Origin of the sequence: Mesorhizobium sp. CA5 (assembly GCF_020165105.1) — a bacterium.
In the GTDB taxonomy this organism is placed as follows: Bacteria; Pseudomonadota; Alphaproteobacteria; order Rhizobiales; family Rhizobiaceae; genus Mesorhizobium.
The window spans coordinates 1-20,446 of the sequence record NZ_JAIUHJ010000026.1 but is presented as its reverse complement, the minus strand read 5'-3'; the positions used below and the strand labels follow the sequence as shown (position 1 = coordinate 20,446).

14 protein-coding genes are annotated in these 20,446 nt (G+C 64.8%); 8 read left to right on the top strand and 6 right to left on the bottom strand.

What is annotated here, in order from left to right; all coding sequences use genetic code 11:
• Window positions 1–20: 20 nt before the first annotated feature.
• The 3 genes from LB529_RS25695 to tssI are packed head-to-tail and all read right to left on the bottom strand — an operon-like array spanning window position 21 to window position 3,114.
• On the bottom strand, window positions 21–314 hold the full coding sequence (locus tag LB529_RS25695; RefSeq protein ID WP_224640023.1) for a hypothetical protein: 294 nt from the start codon (window positions 312–314) through the stop codon (window positions 21–23).
• A 41-nt stretch (window positions 315–355) separates the two neighbouring features.
• The gene (locus LB529_RS25690) at window positions 356–781 is read right to left on the bottom strand and encodes a DUF6484 domain-containing protein (protein ID WP_224712684.1); all 426 of its coding nucleotides are present in this window, start codon (window positions 779–781) and stop codon (window positions 356–358) included.
• An 8-nt stretch (window positions 782–789) separates the two neighbouring features.
• Window positions 790–3,114 (bottom strand): type VI secretion system tip protein VgrG, encoded by a 2,325-nt coding sequence (tssI, locus tag LB529_RS25685; RefSeq protein ID WP_224712683.1) that lies wholly within the window; start codon window positions 3,112–3,114, stop codon window positions 790–792.
• A gap of 307 nt (window positions 3,115–3,421) precedes the next feature.
• Between tssI and tagH the strand changes: the two genes are divergently transcribed.
• From tagH to LB529_RS25650, 7 genes are all read left to right on the top strand, one after another.
• Window positions 3,422–4,501 carry a type VI secretion system-associated FHA domain protein TagH gene (gene tagH / locus LB529_RS25680; RefSeq protein WP_224712682.1) on the top strand — a complete coding sequence of 360 codons (1,080 nt, stop codon included), beginning with the start codon at window positions 3,422–3,424 and terminating at the stop codon, window positions 4,499–4,501.
• A 296-nt stretch (window positions 4,502–4,797) separates the two neighbouring features.
• Window positions 4,798–6,333 carry a type VI secretion system protein TssL, long form gene (tssL, locus tag LB529_RS25675; RefSeq protein ID WP_224712681.1) on the top strand — a complete coding sequence of 512 codons (1,536 nt, stop codon included), beginning with the start codon at window positions 4,798–4,800 and terminating at the stop codon, window positions 6,331–6,333.
• Window positions 6,333–9,860: a type VI secretion system membrane subunit TssM gene (tssM, locus tag LB529_RS25670; protein ID WP_224712680.1), complete on the top strand. Its 3,528-nt coding sequence runs from the start codon at window positions 6,333–6,335 to the stop codon at window positions 9,858–9,860. Before tssL ends, tssM begins: the two co-directional genes overlap by 1 nt.
• Window positions 9,861–9,977: 117 nt before the next feature.
• Window positions 9,978–10,757 (top strand): PP2C family protein-serine/threonine phosphatase, encoded by a 780-nt coding sequence (locus LB529_RS25665; protein ID WP_224712679.1) that lies wholly within the window; start codon window positions 9,978–9,980, stop codon window positions 10,755–10,757.
• Complete coding sequence (locus LB529_RS25660) at window positions 10,754–13,297, top strand: protein kinase domain-containing protein (protein ID WP_224712678.1); 2,544 nt, start codon at window positions 10,754–10,756, stop codon at window positions 13,295–13,297. Before LB529_RS25665 ends, LB529_RS25660 begins: the two co-directional genes overlap by 4 nt.
• A gap of 11 nt (window positions 13,298–13,308) precedes the next feature.
• Entirely contained in the window at window positions 13,309–13,797 is a 489-nt protein-coding gene (locus tag LB529_RS25655) for a DUF1036 domain-containing protein (RefSeq protein WP_411962582.1), read from the top strand.
• Window positions 13,794–16,235, top strand: a complete 2,442-nt coding sequence (locus LB529_RS25650) for a M23 family metallopeptidase (protein ID WP_224712677.1) — start codon at window positions 13,794–13,796, stop codon at window positions 16,233–16,235. The genes LB529_RS25655 and LB529_RS25650 overlap by 4 nt, the downstream gene beginning before the upstream one ends.
• 363 nt (window positions 16,236–16,598) lie before the next feature.
• Here LB529_RS25650 and LB529_RS25645 read toward each other — a convergent pair whose 3' ends face one another.
• Window positions 16,599–17,132, bottom strand: coding sequence for an OmpA family protein (locus LB529_RS25645; protein ID WP_224523530.1), 534 nt, complete (start codon window positions 17,130–17,132; stop codon window positions 16,599–16,601).
• Window positions 17,133–17,393: 261 nt separating this feature from the next.
• Between LB529_RS25645 and LB529_RS25640 the strand changes: the two genes are divergently transcribed.
• A complete protein-coding gene (locus LB529_RS25640) occupies window positions 17,394–17,954 on the top strand; it encodes a DUF6931 family protein (protein WP_224712676.1) in 561 nt (186 codons plus the stop codon).
• Between the two features lie 16 nt (window positions 17,955–17,970).
• On the opposite strand, the gene LB529_RS25635 is transcribed toward LB529_RS25640, so the two are convergent.
• Both LB529_RS25635 and LB529_RS25630 read right to left on the bottom strand, forming a co-directional pair.
• Window positions 17,971–19,131 carry a caspase domain-containing protein gene (locus tag LB529_RS25635; protein WP_224712675.1) on the bottom strand — a complete coding sequence of 387 codons (1,161 nt, stop codon included), beginning with the start codon at window positions 19,129–19,131 and terminating at the stop codon, window positions 17,971–17,973.
• 85 nt (window positions 19,132–19,216) lie between these two features.
• Window positions 19,217–20,308: an OmpA family protein gene (locus tag LB529_RS25630; RefSeq protein ID WP_224712674.1), complete on the bottom strand. Its 1,092-nt coding sequence runs from the start codon at window positions 20,306–20,308 to the stop codon at window positions 19,217–19,219.
• Window positions 20,309–20,446: the final 138 nt, after the last annotated feature.

Here is a 20,446-nt window from a genome sequence, read left to right as displayed (position 1 = left end):
GTTGGCGGCTGCAGTCGCGGTCACGCGCCCGGCCCCGAGCGAAGGTAAGTCCGCACCCTGTCGAGGTCCAGATCGAGGATGCGCGGCGGCTCGGCCACGGATAGCATCCTCAGCACGAAGAGCTCCCCCTGTTCAGGGAACTCGTCATAGCGCTCCCTGGCAATCCTCAGGCCCGCCTCGCCGGCGACGCGCAGCCCGTCGAGATGCGCCTCGAGGCGTTCAATCAGCCGGGCAATCCTGACCGCGTCAAGTTCAGGGTTCTCCTCCGGATGCAGCAGGTGGCGGTCATAGACGGACCAAAGGAACGCCGCCATCTCCGCATGCTGGCGAACGATCTTTTCCAGGACGAACTTGCTCAATTGAGATTCACCGAGCCCCCGCGGATGTTATTCGTAACACTGGCGTGACTTGTGACGTAGGTGCCGCGGATGGTGATATGGCCATCCTTCTCCATCACGATGGCCGCCTTGCCGCAGCGCAGCTCGACGCGCTCCTTACCAACGATCCTGACGGTCTCTCCATCGCGCACGATCAGTGCGGCGCTGTCGGGCCGGCTGGGCTCGACGATGCGGCCGACGATCAATGGACGGGCGGGGTCCCCGTCTTGGAACAGCAAAGCGACCTCGGTCCCGATCATACCAGCCGACAGGTCGGTCAACGTGCGTGCCGCGATTGCGGTTTCCTCGGGATTTCCAGGGAACACGACGAGCGGGGAATCGTCTCCGAAGCCCAGGAAGACACCGATCACCACGCCGTCGATACGATCAATGACCTTCGTCATGCTGGGTCTCAATTCTGCTTGATCTCGGAGCCTTTCATCGTGATGTCGCTGGAGGCCTTCACATTCACGCTGCCCGATGCTTTCACGATGATGTCCTTGCCACTAATGGTGATCTCGCCGTCTTTCTTCAGGGTGATGGACGACGACCCGCAATTGAAGATGATCTGCTCGCCGGCGGTGATGGTCATGCCTTTGGCGACCTTTATGAGACCGTCTTCGCCGATATCGAGCATATCCTTCTTGGCGACCTTTGTGCTGCGCGCGCCGCCGATATCGGTCGAATCGTCTGTTCCGACTTTTGCGCCGCGCTCCTTGGCAATCTCGGTGCTGTGGGCTCCGCCAATCTTGAAGACCTGGTCGGCGCCGGTCTGAACAGTCTGGTCAACCGAGATCTCCCAGGTGTCGCTGGCGCCGATGGTATGGCTCTGGCCCGCTCCGACAGTCACCGACCGCGTGGCACCGATATCGTTCATCTGTGGGCCGCCGACGCTGCGCTGCTCAGCCGCGCCGACCGTGTCGACACGAGCCGCCCCAACGGTGATGGTCTGCACGAGGCTGACGGTTTGCGAATGGTTCTGACCGATCGTCTCGGTCGAATTGGCGCCGATGCTGATCGTCTCGTTGGCGCCGACGGTCAGCGACCGGTTCTTGCCCACTGTCTCGGTGTCGTTCGACCCGATGTTGGTCGTCTGGTCGACGCCGATCTTGACCGTCTTGTTGTTGCCGACGTCCTCGTCGAGGTTGTGGCCGACGGAGTGCTTGGCGTCATGGTCGATGCGGTCGGACTGGTCGTGCTGGACCGTTTTGTTGCGGTCGTGCTTGATCAGCAGGTGATGATCCTTCTGGGCCTGGAAATTGACCAGCTCGGAGCCCGCCTTGTCCTCGAACATCAGCTCGTTGTAACCGCCGCCGCCTTTCGAGGAATTCGACTTCCAGCCGGATTGCGTGGCGTTGCCGGGCAGCCCGTAGGGCGGCATCTGCGAGGCGTTGTAGACGCGGCCGGTGATGATCGGCAGGTCCGGATCGCCTTCGATGAAATCGACGATGACCTCCTGGCCGATGCGCGGGATCTGGATGAAGCCCCAGTTGCTGCCCGCCCAGGTCTGCGAGACGCGCACGAAACAGGAAGAGTTCTGGTCCTTCTTGCCGAGCCGGTCCCAATGGAACTGCACTTTCACCCGCGCATATTTGTCGGTGAAGATCTCCTCGCCCGAAGGGCCGACGACGGTCGCCGTCTGCGGGCCGCGCATGATCGGCCGCGGCGTGATGCGCGCCGGCCGGTAGGGCAGTTTGGTGGGCGCAACGCCGAGCACCACCTTGAAATTCTCGCTGTGGGCCTCGTTCTGGGTGCGGTAACCCGGGTCGAACAGCCGGTATTCGGCGCTGACCACCAGATAGTCCTGGTTCTGGTCGTCGCGCGGAAAGCTCTCCAGCGTGAACTTGCAGCCGGAAAAAAGGCCGCGCACCGTGCCAACCGCCGTGCTGTGCTGATGCACCGCCTGGAGCTCCTCGCGGCGGATCCCGGCGATCTTGTCGCCGCGCCCGACATCGAGATGCGCGCCGGGCTGGCGATAGTTCTCGCCCGAAGCCTCCTTGTGGGCGAAAGGCTGGGCGGATTTCGCCATCAGATCGGCGCCGGGCTTCTCGAAGTCGTAATCCGTATGGGCATAGGCGCCCGGGCGCACCGCGCTGCCAGGGATCCATTCGGTGATGTATTCGACATCGCGCCGTGAGGCCTGGCCCTCGAAGTTGTAAAGCACCTTCTCGTAACCGGGCGCCGGCTTCAGCTTGCTCATCGCATCGCAGAGGATGAGCGTGTGCTTGCCCTCGTCATGCTCGAAGAAATAGAAGATGCCTTCGTGCTCGAGCAGCCGCTGCACGAAATCGAGATCGCTCTCGTCGTACTGAACGCAATATTCGCGCTGGGGATAGGACCCCTGCAGCCGCTTCTCGAATTTGGCGATGCCGTATTTCGAGAATATCTTCTCGACGATCTCCACCGCCGTCATGTTCTGGAAAATACGGCAGTCGGTGGTGTTGCCGAGAAACCAGGGCCATGGCCTGACGGTCGCCTCGTAGAAGGCCAGCCGGTCCTCGATGCGGGTCAGCTTGAAATCCGACACGAGGCCGCTGAACCAGCGCTTCGGATCGGATTCGCCCTCGACCGAAACGACGCCGCCCAGCATCTTCAACGGGTCGATATCGCGGTTCTTCGAGACGAAGCCGACCGTATAGGCAAAACAGCGGCTGATCTCATCGCGGCCGATGAGTTGGGTGAAGGTCAGGTCGGCGCCAGCCGGCGTCTGCACAACCGTGGCGCGTTCGTTCGGCATGGTCGTGCCCCTCCTGGACGCGGCCGCCAGTATGATGGATTGAAGCCCCCGCTATGTTAACCGCATCACGTTCGGGAACTTTTCACGCCCACCGCACCGGACCGCTTTCAGCCTAGCACATGTTTGGCGGCCGCCAAATAACAGCTGTGGCTAAACCGCCCCGTGCGCCGGTGTGAAACGCAGCTCTCCCGCCGCGCTCGCAAGCTGCTAGAATGCCAAGGCAATTCCAGGAAAGCTGCGTTGGCGTTTCCGCCTGGAATTGCGCGGAAAATAAGCATTTGTTGACCAAGTTGGGCGACGCTTCCGGATGTTCATCTCGCTCCAGATCAGCAATGTCGACAGGCTGCCGGCCGGCACCGCCGCCAGCTATGCCGCCCGCGACCGCAGCTTCGAGATCGGCCGCGAGAATTGCGACTGGACGTTGTCCGATCCGGACAAGTTCATTTCGGGCCGGCACTGCGAGGTCCGCTACCAGGCGGGTTCGTTCTGGCTCTACGATGTCTCGCGCAACGGCACTTTCATCAACGGGTCCAGCCAGCGCATGAGCGGACCGCATCGGCTGGCCCAGGGCGACCGGCTGCTGATCGGCCGCTATGTCGTCGGCGTTTCAATCGAAGACGAACGGGCCGCGACCGGACATCCGCAGACCAGGACGGGATCGACGCAGCGCGAGCTGCCGCCCTCGCTCGGCGGCCCGTCGGTTCCCAGCCATGAGCCGTTCTTCACTCCGGCGGAACCGCGCTCGACCGGGACGGCGCCCATCTCCAGATCCTCGGCCCCGCAGCCCGGTCCGGCGGCCTCGGCCAATCGGCCGGCCGAAGCGGACGCGATGCTGCGGGAGATCGCCAGGGCGGCGGGCATTGCGCCTGAATTGCTGCAGTCGCGGGACCCGCACGATGTCGCGGCCGAGATCGGCGCGGTGCTGAGGACCACGGTCGAGCAACTATCCCTGCTGCTCAAGGCGCGCGCGGCGGCAAAGGTGCTCGCCAAGAGCGCGCACCGCACGATGATCGGCGCCGAGGACAACAACCCGCTGAAATTCGTGCCGGGCACCGAAGATATATTGGAGATCATGTTCGCCAGGCGCAGAGCCGGCTATCTCGATGCCAGGCGCAGCGTCGAAGATGCGTTCCGCGATCTGAAGACGCATGAGATCGCGACCTACGCCGCCATGCAGGCCGCGCTGTCCAGGCTGCTTGACGACCTGTCGCCGGAAGCGATCGCCAAAAAGATCCCGCCGGCGTCCTTCTCGTCCAGAAAGAGCCAGGCTTGGGATGCGCTTGTCGCGACCTGGCGGACGATGGAAGACAAGCACGAGAACGGCATGCTGGATGTCTTCCTCGCCTATTTCGCCGAAGCCTACGCCAAGGCCGACAAGCAGAAATAGCTGCGCGGCACGGACCGCGCCGGCCGTATGTGACGGGTCTCATAGAAGAAGCCGCCTCTTCGAGCATCTTGCTCTCTGATTTCAATCGGCAGGCCGTTTCAATTGGGTATCCGGGCGACTAGAATGCCCAGGGACGCTTGCCCGGCGGGCAAAGCGGCGTGGCTTGGGGCGTGTGCAGCAATGTCATGTTTCGGCAAGATGAGCCTGTCCATGCGGCCCGCCGCTGAGGCTCAGGCTGGAACGCGTTTCCCCGGGCCAAAACCTGCTCATTGCAATTCGAAGGCGGGTCGTCGCCGATGAGTTCCAAGGACGATCCTTCCAGGTCGGCGGATAGAACCGTCATCCGCGCGCCGCGGCCGAAGCAGAAGCCGCTTGCGGCTCCCGAGAGATCCGGTCCGGAAGGCGCACGTCCTGCTCCATCGCCTGCCCGCGAGGCGACAGTGTTCGACCCCGGCGGCGGCCGACAGATGCCAACTGGTTGGTCGTCCGGAACCGTGCTGTTTCAGGGGCCCGCCCCGGGAGCGGTGGACAATGCGACGCCGGGGCTGCCGCAGGATGCCCTGCTCGCCGCCGCCGAGGGCGTGAGATATGCCGCGACAAATCCGATCCTTGCCGCGGCGGCGCCGCTGCTGATGCTCTTCGGCCAATTGCGGCTGATACCGGTCGAACGGCAAGCCGCACCCTTGGCGGAGCGTATCGCCGATGCGATCGAGACCTTCGCCCGCGCGATCGCCAAAGCCGGCGTAGCCGAGGAAGACGCACGCATCGCCAAATTCGCCCTTTGCGAAACCGCCGACGACCTCGTCGGCAATCTACCTTGGCCGGACAAGGACAGCTGGCTTCAGCACAGCCTGGCGGCGCGGTTCTTCCACACCCGACCGACGGGCACGGGCTTCTACGAAGCGTTGAACAACATTCTCGCCAAGCCGGAAGCGCATTACGACCTGCTCGAACTGATGCATGCCTGCCTGTCGCTCGGCTTCGAAGGCCAGTATCGGGGGCTGACAAGCGAACGAAACATGCTCGAACGCGTCCGGCGCGACGTCTACGACACGCTGCGCTACCTCAAGCCGCGCGCCAACGACGACGTCTCGCCACGCTGGCAAGGCATGGCGGCGGCGTTGCCGAAGCCAGGGGCGCGGCTGCCGCTCTGGGCGGTCTCGGCCGCCGCGGCGACGCTGGTGACGGCGGCCTTCTTCGGGCTGCGGGTGCTGATCACCGACGAAGGCGACGCGACCGCCGGCGAATTGCTGGCGCTCAACCTGTCGACGCCCGTCACCATCGAGCGCGCCAGCGTGGCGGCGCCCACTGAGCCGGTGCTAGCCAGCCCGCCGCCGCCCGCGGTTCCGGACACCACCCAGATCGACCGCATCCGCGCCGCACTTGCCAAGGAGATCGCCGGCGCCGGACTGAGCGTCGGCGAGAAGGGCGAGTTCATCGTCGTCGAGATCAACAACCAGCTTTTGTTTGCGCCCGGCCAGGCGGAGCTGAAGCCGCAGTTCCAGCCTGTCGCCGCCGACATCGCCACGGCGCTCGATGCTGAACCGGGGCCCATCAATATCATCGGCCACACCGACAATGTGAAGCCGAAGAAATCGAGCACGTTCAAATCGAATTTCGATCTTTCCGTTGCCCGGGCGAAGGCCGTCCAGGCGATGATGGCCAAGCAGTTGAAGGACCCGTCGCGGCTGAGCGCCGACGGCAGGGGCGAGGATGAACCGATCGCCGACAACGGCACGGCGGACGGCCGCGCCAGGAACCGCCGCGTCGACGTGATGATCCCGAAACAGGAGACCCTGCAGGCGAGCGCGGCGGCGGAGAACGGCAACTGATGCGCTGGATGCTGCGGATCTTCAGCCTGGCTGCGCTTGCCGGTTTCTCGGCGGCGGTCTGGTATGCCGGGCCGCTGATCCGCTTCGCGGATACGCGCCCGCTTGGACCTGTGTGGCTCAGGGCCACCATCATCGGCGTCACCATCGTGGCACTCGCACTGTTCTACGGGATCCGCTTCTGGCAGCGGCGCAAGGCGCAAAAGGCGCTCGAAACGGCGATCTTGCGCAGCGACGAACGCAACGACGATTCACAGGTGCTCGAAGCGCGCATGAGCGAAGCGATCGCGACGCTGAAGCGGACGAGCGGCAAGCGCAATTTCCTGTATGACATTCCCTGGTACATCATCATCGGTCCGCCAGGCGCCGGCAAGACAACGGCGCTGGTCAATTCCGGGCTGAAGTTCCCGCTTGCCGGCTCCGGCAGCGCGCAGCCGCTGGCCGGCGTCGGCGGCACGCGGTCCTGCGACTGGTGGTTCACCGACGAGGCGGTGCTGATCGACACGGCCGGCCGCTATACGACGCAGGAATCGGACCGCGAGCGCGACAAGGCAAGCTGGCTCGCCTTCCTGGGACTGCTCAAGAAGCACCGCACCACGCAACCGATCAACGGCGTGATCCTCGCCATCAGCCTTGCCGACCTGATCGGCTTCGACGACCGGCAACTCGACGCGCATGTCACCGAGATCAGGAGCCGCCTGCGCGAGCTGCACGAGACGCTGAAGGTCCAGTTCCCGGTCTATCTGCTCTTCACCAAGGCCGATCTCATCTGCGGCTTCATGGATTATTTCGGCGATTTCGATGAGGCGCGCAGGCGCAAGGTATGGGGGGCGACGTTCCAGACCGCCGACCGCACCAAAAACATGGCCGGCGAGGCGCCCGCAGCCTTTGACGAGCTGGCGAAGCGGCTCGCCGAAGAAGTCGCCGATCGCTTGCAAGAAGAGCCCGACCCGGTGGCGCGGATCGCGCTGTTCGGCTTCCCGGCCCAGTTCGGCGCGCTGAAGAACCGGATAACGCAGTTTGTCGGCAGCCTGTTCGACACATCGAGGTCACAGGTCAATGTCAGCCTGCGCGGGCTCTATTTCTCGTCGGGCACCCAGGAAGGCACACCCTTCGACCAGGTGCTGGGCGCGATCGGCCGCAGTTTCGGCAGTGCCTCGCAGGCGCATCTTTCCGGCGCCGGCAAGAGCTTCTTCCTGCACGACCTGCTGGCCAATGTGATCTTCCCGGAATCGGGCTGGGTGTCCTTCGACCGGGCGGCCGAGCGGCGCGCGAAGCTCGCCAGGTTCGGCGGCCTGGCCGCAATCGCGCTGGCGGCGTTCGCGGCGCTCGGCATGCTTGGCCTCAGCTTCTTCGCCAACAAGGCGCTGATCGCTTCCACACGCCAAGCCATGGCGCATTATCGCGACAGCGCCGATAGCCTGCTCAAGAGCACCACGGTGAGCGACGTCGACCTCGAAAACGTCATCGGTCCGCTCGACCAGCTGCGCGACCTGCCGGCCGGGTTCGAAAATAGCGACCAGGGAAAGCCGATCGAGGAGACGTTCGGGCTCAGCCAGCGCGAGCGGCTGCTGTCGGCTTCCAAGGCGGCCTACCGGCAGGCGCTGGAGCGGACCTTCCGCTCGCGGCTGCTGGTTCAGGCGGAACGGACGATCCAGGCCAGGATGGCCGATCCGATCGCGCTTTACGAGCCGCTCAAGATCTACCTGATGCTGGGCGGCAAGGCGCCGAAGGTCGACGACGAGCTGATCGTTTCCTGGATGAGGCAGGACTGGGAAGAGAACCGCTACCCCGGCGAGAACAACCGCGAAGGCCGCGCGCAGCTCGAAAAGCATCTGCGCGCCATGCTTGCGCTTGACGACGCCTACGATCCAACCTTTGCGCTCAACCAGCCGCTGGTCGAGGCCGCACAGCGCTCGCTCGGACGCATGAGCCTCGCCGACCGCGCCTCGGCGCAGATCAAGTCAGCGGTCTACGCGGCAAAGCTGCAGGATTTCTCCATCGCCGGGAAAGCCGGTCCGGAAGCGCAGCTGGTGTTCGAGCGCACGGATGGCAGCGAGCTCGCCGATCTTCAGGTCCCCGGCCTTTACACGCGCGCCGGGTTCAATGGCTTCTTCCTGCCGCAGCTCTCGCGCATCGCGCAGATGCTCGTCGACGACCAGTGGGTGCTCGGCGGCGGCGGCGAACAGGGCGGCATCGACCAGGACCTGCCCAGGCTCGGTCCCGAGCTTATCGACCGCTACGGCAAGGAATTCGCCGCAGCCTGGAACGGCGTGCTCGACCAGCTGAAGCTCAAGGCGATGCTGAAGGACAAGCCGCAATATCTGGCGCTCTCCGCCCTCGCGGCGCCGGAGTCGCCCCTCGACCAGCTCTTCACCGCGATTGCCGATGAAACCGCATTGACGAAGGACAGCGGCGCCGAGGGCGATATCGGCACGGCGCAGCCGGACCCCGCCAGCATGGCCAAGGGACTGGCCCGCATCGGCCTGCAGATCGCCGGCGGCAAGTCGCAGAGCCGCGCCGGCGCTAGCTCGGCCGTGGTGCAGAATGCCGGCGCGAGCGTCGAGGCGCAGTTCCGCTCGTTCCAGGCGCTCGTCGGCGGGGCCGCCGGGCGCCGGCCGCTCGATGCGTTGACACAGAACTTCCACGACATCTTCCAGAGCCTGAAGCTCGCGGCCGATGTCCCCACGCAGACCGAGCGCGTCAACGCCAATTTGCAGCTGCAGATCTCGACGCTAAGGGCCAATGTCTCGCGCCTGCCCAAGCCGCTGGCGCGCATGGTCAACGCGGCGGCGGACGAGCTCGAAGGCAATGTCGCCGAGGCCTCCGTCGCCAACCTCAACCAGAGCCTCGACCAGACGGTGACGCGCGTCTGCGAGGAGGCAGTCAACGGCCGCTATCCCTTCACACGCGACGGCTCCGACGAGATCTCGATGGCGGATTTCACCAAGCTGTTCGCGCCTGGCGGCCTGATGGATCGATTCTTCGCGCAGAACCTCGCGCCGCTGATCGACATGACCGGCCAGGAGTGGACTTGGAAGCAGGACGCCCGTTCCAGCCGCGACCTGGCCAAGTCGACCTTGAAGGCGTTCCAGTCGGCGGCGGAAATCCGCAGTGCCTTTTTCCCTTCCGGTGGCTCGGTGCCCTCGGTGTCGATCACCATAACGCCCACCTCATTGAACAGCGAAGTCGACAGCGCTTTGCTCGACGTCGACGGGCAGACGGTCCAGAGCGCCCAGGCCGGCAACGCGCCGAGCATCGTGACATGGCCGAGCGGCGCCGCTTCGGGATCGGCGAGCCTCAGCCTCGTGCCGGAAATGCCCGGCCGCGAGTCCGCGCTCAAATTCGAAGGACCATGGGCATTGAAGCGGCTTTTCGACAGGGCGACCATCACCGGCGACGGCGCCAACACCGAAGCGCGCTTCGTGATCGGCGGACGCGATGTCGCCTACACCATCCAGGCCGGCTCGGGCGCCAATCCGTTGCTGCTGCCGGCCTTGTCCGGCTTCAGCTGTCCGAAGGCGTTCTGAGATGGTCGGTCCCAGCCTTCATTTCGGTACTCTAATACATACGCTTGTGGCAGAGTGGCCTGGGCACGCGGCCCATGGCTGGTCACAGAGGACGCCTGCTGAGCGCTTGGTGGCAAATTGAGCACTGTCGCCCTCCCCATCGACAGCTTCGGCGTGAGCCACAAGGGCTGCGTGCGCGACCAAAACGAAGACAATTACCTCATCGAGCCGCAGACCGGGTTGTGGGTGGTGGCCGACGGGATGGGGGGGCATGAGGCCGGCGAAGTCGCCTCGGCCAGCATCGTCGACCATCTGGCGACGATCGGAATTGCGAGCTCGGCGCCGGATCTTCGTGCCCGCTTCGAGGACAGGCTCAGCCGCGCCAATGCCGAGATCCGCAACATATCGCGCTCGCGCGGCATCACCATCGGCTCCACTTTCGCGGCCCTGCTTGCCATGGATGGGCGCTTCGCCTGCCTGTGGGCCGGCGACAGCCGCATCTATCTCGTCCGCAACGGCTCGATCTTCCAGGTTTCGAAGGATCACACCGAGGTGCAGGAATTGCTCGACCGCGGCATGATCAGCGCCGAGGAAGCGCGCGTCTGGCCGCGCCGCAACGTGATCACGCATGCGATCGGCGTCAGCGACGAGCTCGAGATCGATTTCCAGCAGGGCGAGCTGATGGCGGGCGATGTCTTCGTTCTGGGCACCGACGGATTGACCGCGCATGTCAGCGACGCCGAGATCGAGGCCGCGGTCAGATCCGCCACGCCGCGGACGGCATGCGAGAACCTCTTGAAAACCGTGCTGGCGCGCGGCGGAACCGACAATGTGACTATCGTGCTCGTGAAGATCGGCGACGGGCAGAGCGGCACGCACCATTCGGATCGGTCCGCAGCGGAGGGGCTGGCCGGATGAGCGACGACGACAAGACACGGTTGTCGACGAACGTCACCTACACGGGTGTCGGCACGCAGCTCAGCGGCATCTACGAACTCGACGAGAGGATCGCCTCCGGCGGCATGGGCGAAGTCTATCGCGGCCACAACATCCAGACCGGCGACCATGTGGCGATCAAGATCGTGCTGCCCGAATTCGCCCGCGACCAGACGATCCTGTCGCTGTTCCGCAAGGAAGCGTCGATCCTCAACCATCTGTCGCATGACGCGGTGGTGCGCTACCACGTCTTCACCATCGATCCGGGGATCGGCCGTCCCTATCTTGCGATGGAGTTCGTGGACGGCCAGTCGCTGTTCGACGTCATGCGCCGCGGGCCGATGCCGGGGGATGATGTGCGCCGGCTTTGCCATCGCCTCGCCTCGGGGCTCGCCGCGGTGCACCAGGCAGGCGCGGTGCACCGCGACCTCTCGCCGGACAACATCATCCTGCCCGGCGGTCGGGTGGAGCGCGCCAAGATCATCGATTTCGGCATCGCCCGGTCGGCCACCGTCGGCGGAGAAACGCTGATCGGAGGCAAGTTCGCCGGCAAATACAATTACGTCTCGCCCGAACAGCTCGGCCTCTATGGAGGCGAGGTCAGCGAGCAGTCCGACATCTACAGCCTCGGCCTGGTGCTGGCGGCGGCGCTGCGCGGAAAGCCGCTCGACATGAGCGGGTCGCAATATGAGGTCATCGAAAAGCGCCGGGCGGTGCCGGACCTGTCGGATATCGATCCCGATTTCCGCGAGCTGATCGAAGCCATGCTGCAGCCGGATCCGCGCGACCGGCCGGCCAGCATGGCCGAGATTGCCAGGGCCTCGCGCGGCGAGGATCTCGAGGCGACACTGCCGCCGCCGGTGTCGTTTGGGGCACGCGAACGCTCCGGCCTGCCGCGCGCCGGTTGGACGGCGCTGCCGGATTCCAAACTGCAGCCGCCGGCGTCTCCCGGCGAGCCTCGCTTCGTTGAGCATGTGCGTCCCGCATATCTGTCGGAGCCACGGCCCGCGCCGGCAGCCGCCCCGGCCAGAGCGCCCGCACCGGCCGCGCCCAAAAAGACTTCGCGCCTGCCCGCCATCGTCGGCGGGGTCGCGGCTCTCGCTGTGCTGGTTGGGGGCGGCGTTTATTTCAGCGGTGTCCTGGCGCCCCCGCCGGCAACGGTAACACCCAAGCCACTGACGCCGAAGCCGGTCGCCGAAGCCGCCAAGCCGGTGGCCGAGGCGCAGCCACCGGAGGCGCCGAAACCTCAGACGCAGGCACCGGCCGCGGCTCAGCCGCAGGCGCCGAAGCCTGACGGCGCCGCCACCATCGAGACGGCGAAGCCGCCTGTCCAACCCGATGCGGAGGCCAAGGCGCCTGCCGAGAAGCCGGCCCCGCCTGCCATTCAGCCGGAGAGCGAGGCCAACAGCCAACCGCATCTCCCACAGGTCGAGACCAAACCGGCGCAACCGCCGGCGGCGCAATCGCCGAAGCCTGCGCCAGCTCCCGCGCCAGCGGCCGCCGAAAGCCACAAGCCGGCGCAGCCTGCAGGCAAGCCGGCAGCCAAGACGCCGGAACCGAACCAGGCGGCTGAGAACAAGCCGGCGCAGGAGGCAAGTCCGCCGGCGGCCAAGCCGAGCGTAAAAGAGCTCGTGGAGATGCTTTCCAAGTTGCCCAAGCCGGCGGCTTCCCCACCTCCAGCTTCGCAAAGCCAGGCATCGACGCAGCCGACGCCTCCGCCGGCCGAGCCGAAGGCGCAGACCCCAACACCTAGTCAGCCGGAAACGCCGATCGCGCCGGCACAACCAGCGCAGCAAGCGCAGACACCGGCGGCCAAGCAGCCCGACAACACCGACGTTGCCATCAATGTGCCGAAGCCGGCGCTTCCTTCAGCGGAAGACGACATGATCAAGTGGAACGACCAGCGCTCCTGGGTGCGTGATTTCAGCGGCGGCAGCTGTTTTTACGCGAACGTCACTTCCGGACCTGGCGCCACTCCGACGATCGAGGGATACGCAACGGCGGTGCAGCCCTTCGAACAATTGCTCAACGATTTCCAGACGAGGTTCCATGTCGAGCCGGACATCAGCGTGCGCCTGATCACCCCGCCGCAGTGCGGCGTGCCCACCTTCCTTCGCTTCCTCGACCGAAGCTCGGCTGCAAAGCCACAGCTTGTCCTCGACCGGACATCGGTCCCCGACGGATCGCCGGTCAGCGGCGCGCTGTATACGGGCGGCGGGCTTGTCTCGAACATCATGCTGATCGACCACAAGGGCATCGCCTTCAATCTCGACGACCGCATGGTGCCGCAGACCGACAAGGTGACCTTCAACATCCCGATCGGTCTCGCTGCCGCGGACAAAGCAGCCGGCAAGGCGGTGCCGCAGATCATGCTGGTGATCACCGGCCCCAAGGACATCCAGGCTGCCATGTTCTCCAGACCGACGCCGGCCTCGGAGCTTTTGCCGAGGATCCTCGAGGAGATCGAGGCCGATGGATCGCAGTTCTCCGCCACGGCCACCTATTTCCGGCTTGGCGGATAGCATGAACGCCGATGGACCTTCGCCGCCTGCGTTATTTGCACCAGCCCTCGCCACGCAAGCAGCGTAACCGGCTCCGATTGCCGGGCCGCATGACGCTTGTGGCGCTGCTCGGCGCGGCGCTGTTCTCGATCCTTTCGCCCGGCAAGGCGCATGCCGAATTCACCATCTGCAACCAGACGCTCGACGTCGTCAATCTCGCGGTCGGACAGAAAGTCGACAATGCCGACCAGACTGACGGCTGGTGGACCATCGGCGCCAACCAGTGCGTCAACGTCATCCGCGAGGAGCTGGCCAATCGCTACATCTACCTCTACGCGACGGACGTCTTCGGCCACGCGATCCTCAACGGATCGACCGAGATGTGCATCGACCGGCGGCGCTTTTCGATCCGTGGCATCGAAGAGTGCTGGCAGCGCGGCCATATCGCGGCGCGCTTCGTCGAGGTCGATACGCAGGAGCAGGTGCGCTGGACCTACTTCCTGACCGGAAGCAGCCCGTGACGCACTCGATCGACACGAGCTTCAAACAGAAGAAGCTGGCGCGCTTGGCCGAGCGCCGGCGCAAGCTCTGGCGCGGAATCCTTGCAGGGGCCGCAACGATCGCCGTCGTCGCTTTGGCCACCGGCTTCTACCTGACCAAGGACTATTGGTCGTTCGGCGACGAGGACGAGGAGCTGCATCCCGTCGAGGGCATGGAAGACGTGCCGCCCGATGCCTCGGTCTATGTGCCGGCGATTATCGATCTCGCCGGCGATCCGATGTGGATCACGCTGGCGCCCGATGCCGACACCGCGACTAAGGGCAAGACCGTCGCGCGTCCGGCTGAGCTCGACAGTTCCGGGGCTTCGCCGCAAATCGAGATCCTGTCCGACGTGATGCTGAGCGCCAGCGAGAAGTTCATGACGACGATCCCGTCGACGCAGGAGGATTTCGCCTTCTTCCAGGCGCAGCGGCAGGCCGCTTCCAAGCCTTCGGCGGCGACGCCCGACGACGCGCAACCGGCACCGCCCGCTCCGGCCGCGGCGCCAGGCGATCAACAGAGCGATCCGCAGGGCGACCTCGAGAACGACCTCCAGGCGGCGCCTGACGAGAGCGACGCCGGCCCGGCGCCCAAGGCCGACGCCGACGATCCCGAGGCCGGCTGGGGCGAGACCATCGACCAGGGGGAAGCCGCGCTCCCGGCTTTCAAGAAGACCGCGGTCGAGAACAACACGACCGTGGCGACCGTCGCCAGCGAATACCAGCGCTTCGAGGCGACCGAGGATACCTTCGTGAAGATCCTCAACGACCGCAGCCTGGACAGCGTGGCACTCGACGCGCATTTCTCCGCCGACGACGCGAAGCTTGCGGGCGAGGCGCTGAAGACGCTGTTCAACCGCGACGGGCTGGAGCCCGGCTTTGTGGTGGCCATGCGCGGGTTCCGGCCGAACCGCGAGACGACGATGATGTCGCTGATGCAGGTCTCGATCTACGCCAAGAATGTCTATGTCGGCACGCTGACGCGCAATGCGGCCGGCGCCTTCGTGTCGGGCGTCGACCCCTGGGTCCGCGAGGATTTGTTCAACTATTCCGGCGCCTCCGACCAGGGCGGGCCCAAGCGGCAGTACCGCCTGCTCGACGCGATCTATTCGACGGCAGCACGCAACAAGGTGCCAACCAGCGTCATCGGCGAGGCGATCATGTATCTGTCGCGGGGGCAGGACCTCGACGCCTTTGCCAGCGAGGACCAGCGCCTGGTGCTGATCTATTCGCAGACGCCGCGCGGCCAGGGCGAAATCTCCGGACGGGTGCTCTATGTCGGTGTCCAGGGCGCGCAAAAGAGCCTCGACTGTTTCGTCTTCCAGCAAAGCGACGGCCAGTATGCCTGCGTGACGGGCGACGATCAGGTGCGATCGCTGACCGTCACCAACGGCATGGTCACACCGGTCGCCGGAGTGATGACCTCGACCTTCGGCCCGCGCAAGCATCCGATCCTCGGCACGGTTCGAATCCACAAGGGCGTCGACTGGGCGGCGCCGGTCGGCACGCCGATCGTGGCCGCCTTCGACGGCGCGATCTCCTTTCAGGGCGATGGCGGCGGCTACGGCAATCTGGTGAAGATCACGCATGCCAACGGCCGCGAGACGCGTTATGCGCATATGCAGAAATTCGCCATCGCCAGCGGGGTCGGCACCAAGGTGAAGGCCGGCGACGTCATCGGCTATGTCGGCACAACAGGGCTTTCGACCGGCCCGCATCTGCATTTCGAGCTCTATCAGAATGGCGAGGCGATCGACCCGCTGGGCACGGTCACTTCGGTCGCCACCGCCGTTTCCGTCAGCTCCGGCGGCTCAGGTGATTCCGCCGTCGAGACGCTGACCGACCGGATCGTGCACGTCGAAAGCGGCGGCAGCGCCCGTGCCAAGAACCCGCTTTCGTCGGCAACCGGCGCCGGCCAGTTCATCTCCAAGACCTGGATCCGCATGATGAACACCTATCGTCCCGATCTCGCCCGCTCGCTTTCGACCGCCGACCTTTTGGCACTCCGCTACGACGCGACGCTGTCGCGCGAGATGGTGCGCAACCTGGCGCGCGAGGGAGAAGCCTATCTGCGCGCCCGCGGCCACCAGATCACCGCCGGTCGCCTCTATCTTTGCCATTTCCTCGGCATGGAAGGGGCACATCAGGTGCTGGCGGCGCCGGGCTCGTCGCAATTGACCGCGGTTCTGGGATCAGCCGTCATCCAGGCCAACCCGTTCCTTACCGGCAAGACCGCCAGTTATGTCGTGGACTGGGCCGAGCGGAAAATGGGGCAGAAAGCGCCGCGCGTGGTGACCGACCAAGGCCAGCCGGCGACGACAACGACCGAAATCCGGCAGACGTCTCCGGAATTCGAAAAATACAAGCAGGCGATCACCGCGCTGATAAGTTCGATCCAGGATACGCTGGAGCCCGGCTAACGGCGCTGCACAGGGATTTTGACCGGTCGGCTCTGTTTGTGTTGGCAGGTGGCATGCGTTGGAGATTGGCCGAAACGCCCATCGCGATCGTCATTCCAGGGCGGAGCAGGAGCGAAGCTCCGTCGCGGAGACCCTGAAATCCATGCCTTTACCTTCGCCACGGATCGCAACGGAGCAAAATTCTGCACCGTGGCGGCGCTTCCAAGGCACGGAATGGATTCTATGGTCTGCGCCGCGTCGCTTCGCTCCTTGCTCCGCCATAGAATGACGAGTCCCCTGCGTTTGCGCTGATTTCACGCAAATGACCAGGGCGCTGATCTTCGGCACCGCCATCGCGTTGGGCGGCGCGCGCTCACCGGCCGCCTATTGCGTCCTGATCCGCATTTCCACCCGGCGGTTGACCGGATCGTAGGGATTGGCGACGCGCGGATGCGACTTGCCTAAGCCGATCGGCTCGAGGCGGGTCGATTGAACGCCGTTCGCTGTCAGGAAGGCCGCCACCGATTGCGCCCTTCGCTGCGACAGGTCCTGGTTGTAGCGATCCGTACCGGTCGCGTCGGTGTGGCCTTCGACGACGAAGCTGAACGTGCTCAGCCTATTGTCCTTCAGCGCCTTGGCGAACTCGTCCAGCTCCGTGCGGGCGGTCTGGTCGAGCTGGGCCGAATCCAGGGCGAAATTGATCATCATGTCGAGGCTGCCCTTTTGGGGCGCCTCGTTCTTGTCGGCTTTGCTCTTGCACTCTTCTTCGGTGCCGACGCAGATACCGCGCGACGCGCCAAGATTACCCTGGCCGGCGAAGAACTTCACGATGTCTTCCGATTTCTGTAGCGGATCGGCATAAACGTGCGTTGAAAAAAGCACGGTCGCCAATGCCAAGGCTGAGCTGCCCCACCGCATGACCGTCACTCCTGTTTGAGCGGGTTTCGCTGGCGCGCACCATATCAAATCTTGAAGCGATTGTCTGTGAACAAGCGCACGTTGCCGATGGCCGCCACCTGCTAAAAGCTAGAGCATGATGCCGAAAAATATGAAGCGGTTTCGGGCGGCATCATGCTCTAGTTCTTTGATTTAGAGACGGGTTCATCCGGCTCTAAGGCTTGACCGGCTCTCGGCTAAAGGCTTGAGTGGTTATCAGCTGGCTCTCGGGGTTTGGCAGCCATGGCCAACGAACTCGGATACAGAACCGCAAGGGATCTCTTTCTTGCCTGTCCCGCGATCGCCCGGGACATGAAATCGCCGGCCGCCAATCAATCCCCGCTCGAGTTCTGCCGCGCCCTGCTCGCCGGGCGCGTGCCGGAGGAGGCTGTCACGTTCTGTGCCTATCTCCTGCCGGAACGCGCCGCGGTCTGGTGGGGGCATGAATGCCTGAGCCATCTCTCAGAACTCCTTGCCGATAGGGACCTCGAATTGCTGGCGCTCGTCAATGACTGGGTCGGCGAGCCTGGCAATCCCCGCAATCGAACGGCGCTGGGCGACGCCGTCGATCCGTCGCCGACGACGCCGGCTGCTTGGCTCGCTCTTTCCGCGGCGTGGCGCGACCCGGCCTTCGATATGCTGTCGACTGGATTTCCCGCCGCCCACGCCGTCAATGCCGGGATCCTGGCGGGGCTGGCGCGCGTCTCGACCGCGGACCGCTTTGGCGTGCTTTCGGCCTTCGTCGATATGGGCATCCAGATGGTGGAGATGGAGACGCAGCGGCAATCGGTCGACGCGTACTAGGGTAACTCCAGGAAAATCATTTACAGCCGCCTTGCGCCCACCTGGCCAAAGCGACCTTGAAGCGGGTGCCGAGCGGATGCTCCAGGCGCAGCACTGAGACGTCGTTGGCTGCGAAATTCTTCGCCTGCTCGCAGAGGCGGGTCTCGTTCCACTCGTGGCAGCCGTCGCAGTGCTTGCCTTGCCAGACCGACTTGTCGAGGCCTTCGACCGGACTGAAAAGCGGTTGTCCCTTGATCAGTTGGGCTATGCTCTTGCCGTCGATCGCCGGGTCGCCAAACTTGACCGGGCGATCGAAAAAGATCGGCCCGTCCGTTCCCAACTTCGGGATTCTTTCACGCAGCGCATTGAGCGCAAGCTGTTCGTCGGTCTGGCCGGACGCCGCGCCGGTGTTGCGCGTCCCGGAGCCCGCTTCGGCCTGCGGCGGGCCTGCCTCGCCGACGATCAGCGGCGCATTGAGATCGATCCTGTGCAGGACGACCTTGGTGGTCAGCGAGACGTTGATCCAGGGGCGCTGCTTGCCGGCAGTGGCCTTGAAGACATCGCTGGTCACCCTGTTCATCGCTTCGGTGATGGAGACGTTGGCTTCGCCGATATGCTGGAGCAGCGCCGTGGTGAACGGCGAGTGGTCGCCCGAACCGTCATAGGCGAGCTGGTTCGGACTTGCGGCGAAGGCGACCAGCGTGCCGGCGCCGCCATTCTCGATCGGGATTTCAGCAAGGCCGCTGCTTGCGCCCTTGATGCCGGCGGTCTTCGCCAGCACGTCGGCGAGCGGATTGTCGCGGCAAGCGTCCAGGAAAACCAGTCTTATGCTGGTCTCGCGCGACATCTGGCGCAGGACGAAATCGACAGAGACGGCCTCGAAATCGAGCGAGGTCTCGTCCTCGAGCGCGGCGTCGACCGGAAGCAGATAATTCTTGCCGGAGACCTGCAGGCCATGGCCGGCATAGAAGAAAAGCGCGATGTCGGCGCCCCGCACCTGCTTGGCAAACTGCGCGACCGTAGTCTGTGTCTGCTGCTTGGTGAGGTCGAAGCCGGAGACCACCTCGAAGTCGAGGTCCTTGAGCCGATCGGCCATGGCCTGCGCATCCCGCGCCGGATTGGCGAGCGGCGCCGCGTGCTGATATTGCGAGTTGCCGAGCACGAGCGCGACGCGCCGCTCGGCATTTGCGGCGGCCATCGTCAGAATCAGGGCAAGCGCCACAACTCCCGCGGCGCGAAGCAGGCCACCGCAAAAGGCGATCGGACCAGAACCCACCGTCACCTCAGTTGGTGAGCTTGCTGGCGGAGAATTCGATCCGCCGGTTGAGCGCCTTGTTCTTGGGCGTGTCGTTGGCGGCGACCGGCTTGTCCTCGCCATAACCGGCCGAGCTTATCTGGTTGCGCGGCACGCCGTCGGCGATAAGCGCATCGGCGACCGCCTGGGCGCGCCGCTCGGAGAGCGCCTTGTTCGCCTCGGGCGATCCGTCGGAATCGGTATAGCCGGACACTTCGACCTTGAGGGCCGGGCATTTGCCGACGACGCCCTCGACCTCCGCCAGCAGCGGGCGGCTCTTGGCGTCGAGCCTCGCGCTCGCCTGGCGGAAATAGATGGCGCCGGTGCGCGAGAGCACGGCAAACCGGTTGAGGCATTCCTCGTCGCTGAAATTGGCTTTCGCGGCATCGGTGGCGACGGGGCCGACCTCGGCGGTCGAGGCCGCAACGGTCTGCACGGCGGCCGGCTTGGCGCCTTCGGCGGTGAAGACGAAATCGAAGGACACCGACGCCGTGGGCACGATGTTGGTCACGTTCGCCGCCTGCTGCAATTTGTCGATGTTGGGCAGGAGGCCGAAATCCTCGACATGGACCGCGACGGGCGCTTCCGAAGCGACGGAAACCTGGGTGTCGCTGATCATGGTGACGACGACGCTTGCCTCGAGATCCTTGTCGACGCCATGCAGGCTGAGGCGGAACGGCAGTGTCGTCTTCACGCGGCGCTTGGTAGGCAAATCGGCGAACGCCGCCGGATCCACCTTCGCCGTCACTTCGGCCGTCGGATAGGTGAATGTCTCGAAAAACAGGAAACGCATGCGAACGTTGCGCAAGTCGACGCCCGTATCGACGGAATTGAGGTCGAAGCTGATCCTGGCGTCGCCGGCGGAACTCAGCGTGCCGGTGATGTTCCTGATCTTGTTGGTCTCGACGATCGTGTTCTTCTTGACCGACTGGTAGGTGAGCACCGAAGCGGACGGATCGAGCGTCCAGTTCGGCGCGGCGCTCGCAGCCTGCGATCCGAAGACCAGCAGCGCGGCAACGACCAAGCCAAATGCCGCGGCCCTGACTCGCATTTTTCGCCAGAATGCGACGACTTCGAACATGGAACGCCCCCGCCAGGACAACCCGATCTCGATACCGGCATGTGACCGGAGCATAGAGCACTTGCCCTTGCTTGGCGAGCGGTTACGGCGGACTTGATAAACGACTCGGCCGCAGCTACCGAGTCCTCATCCCCAACC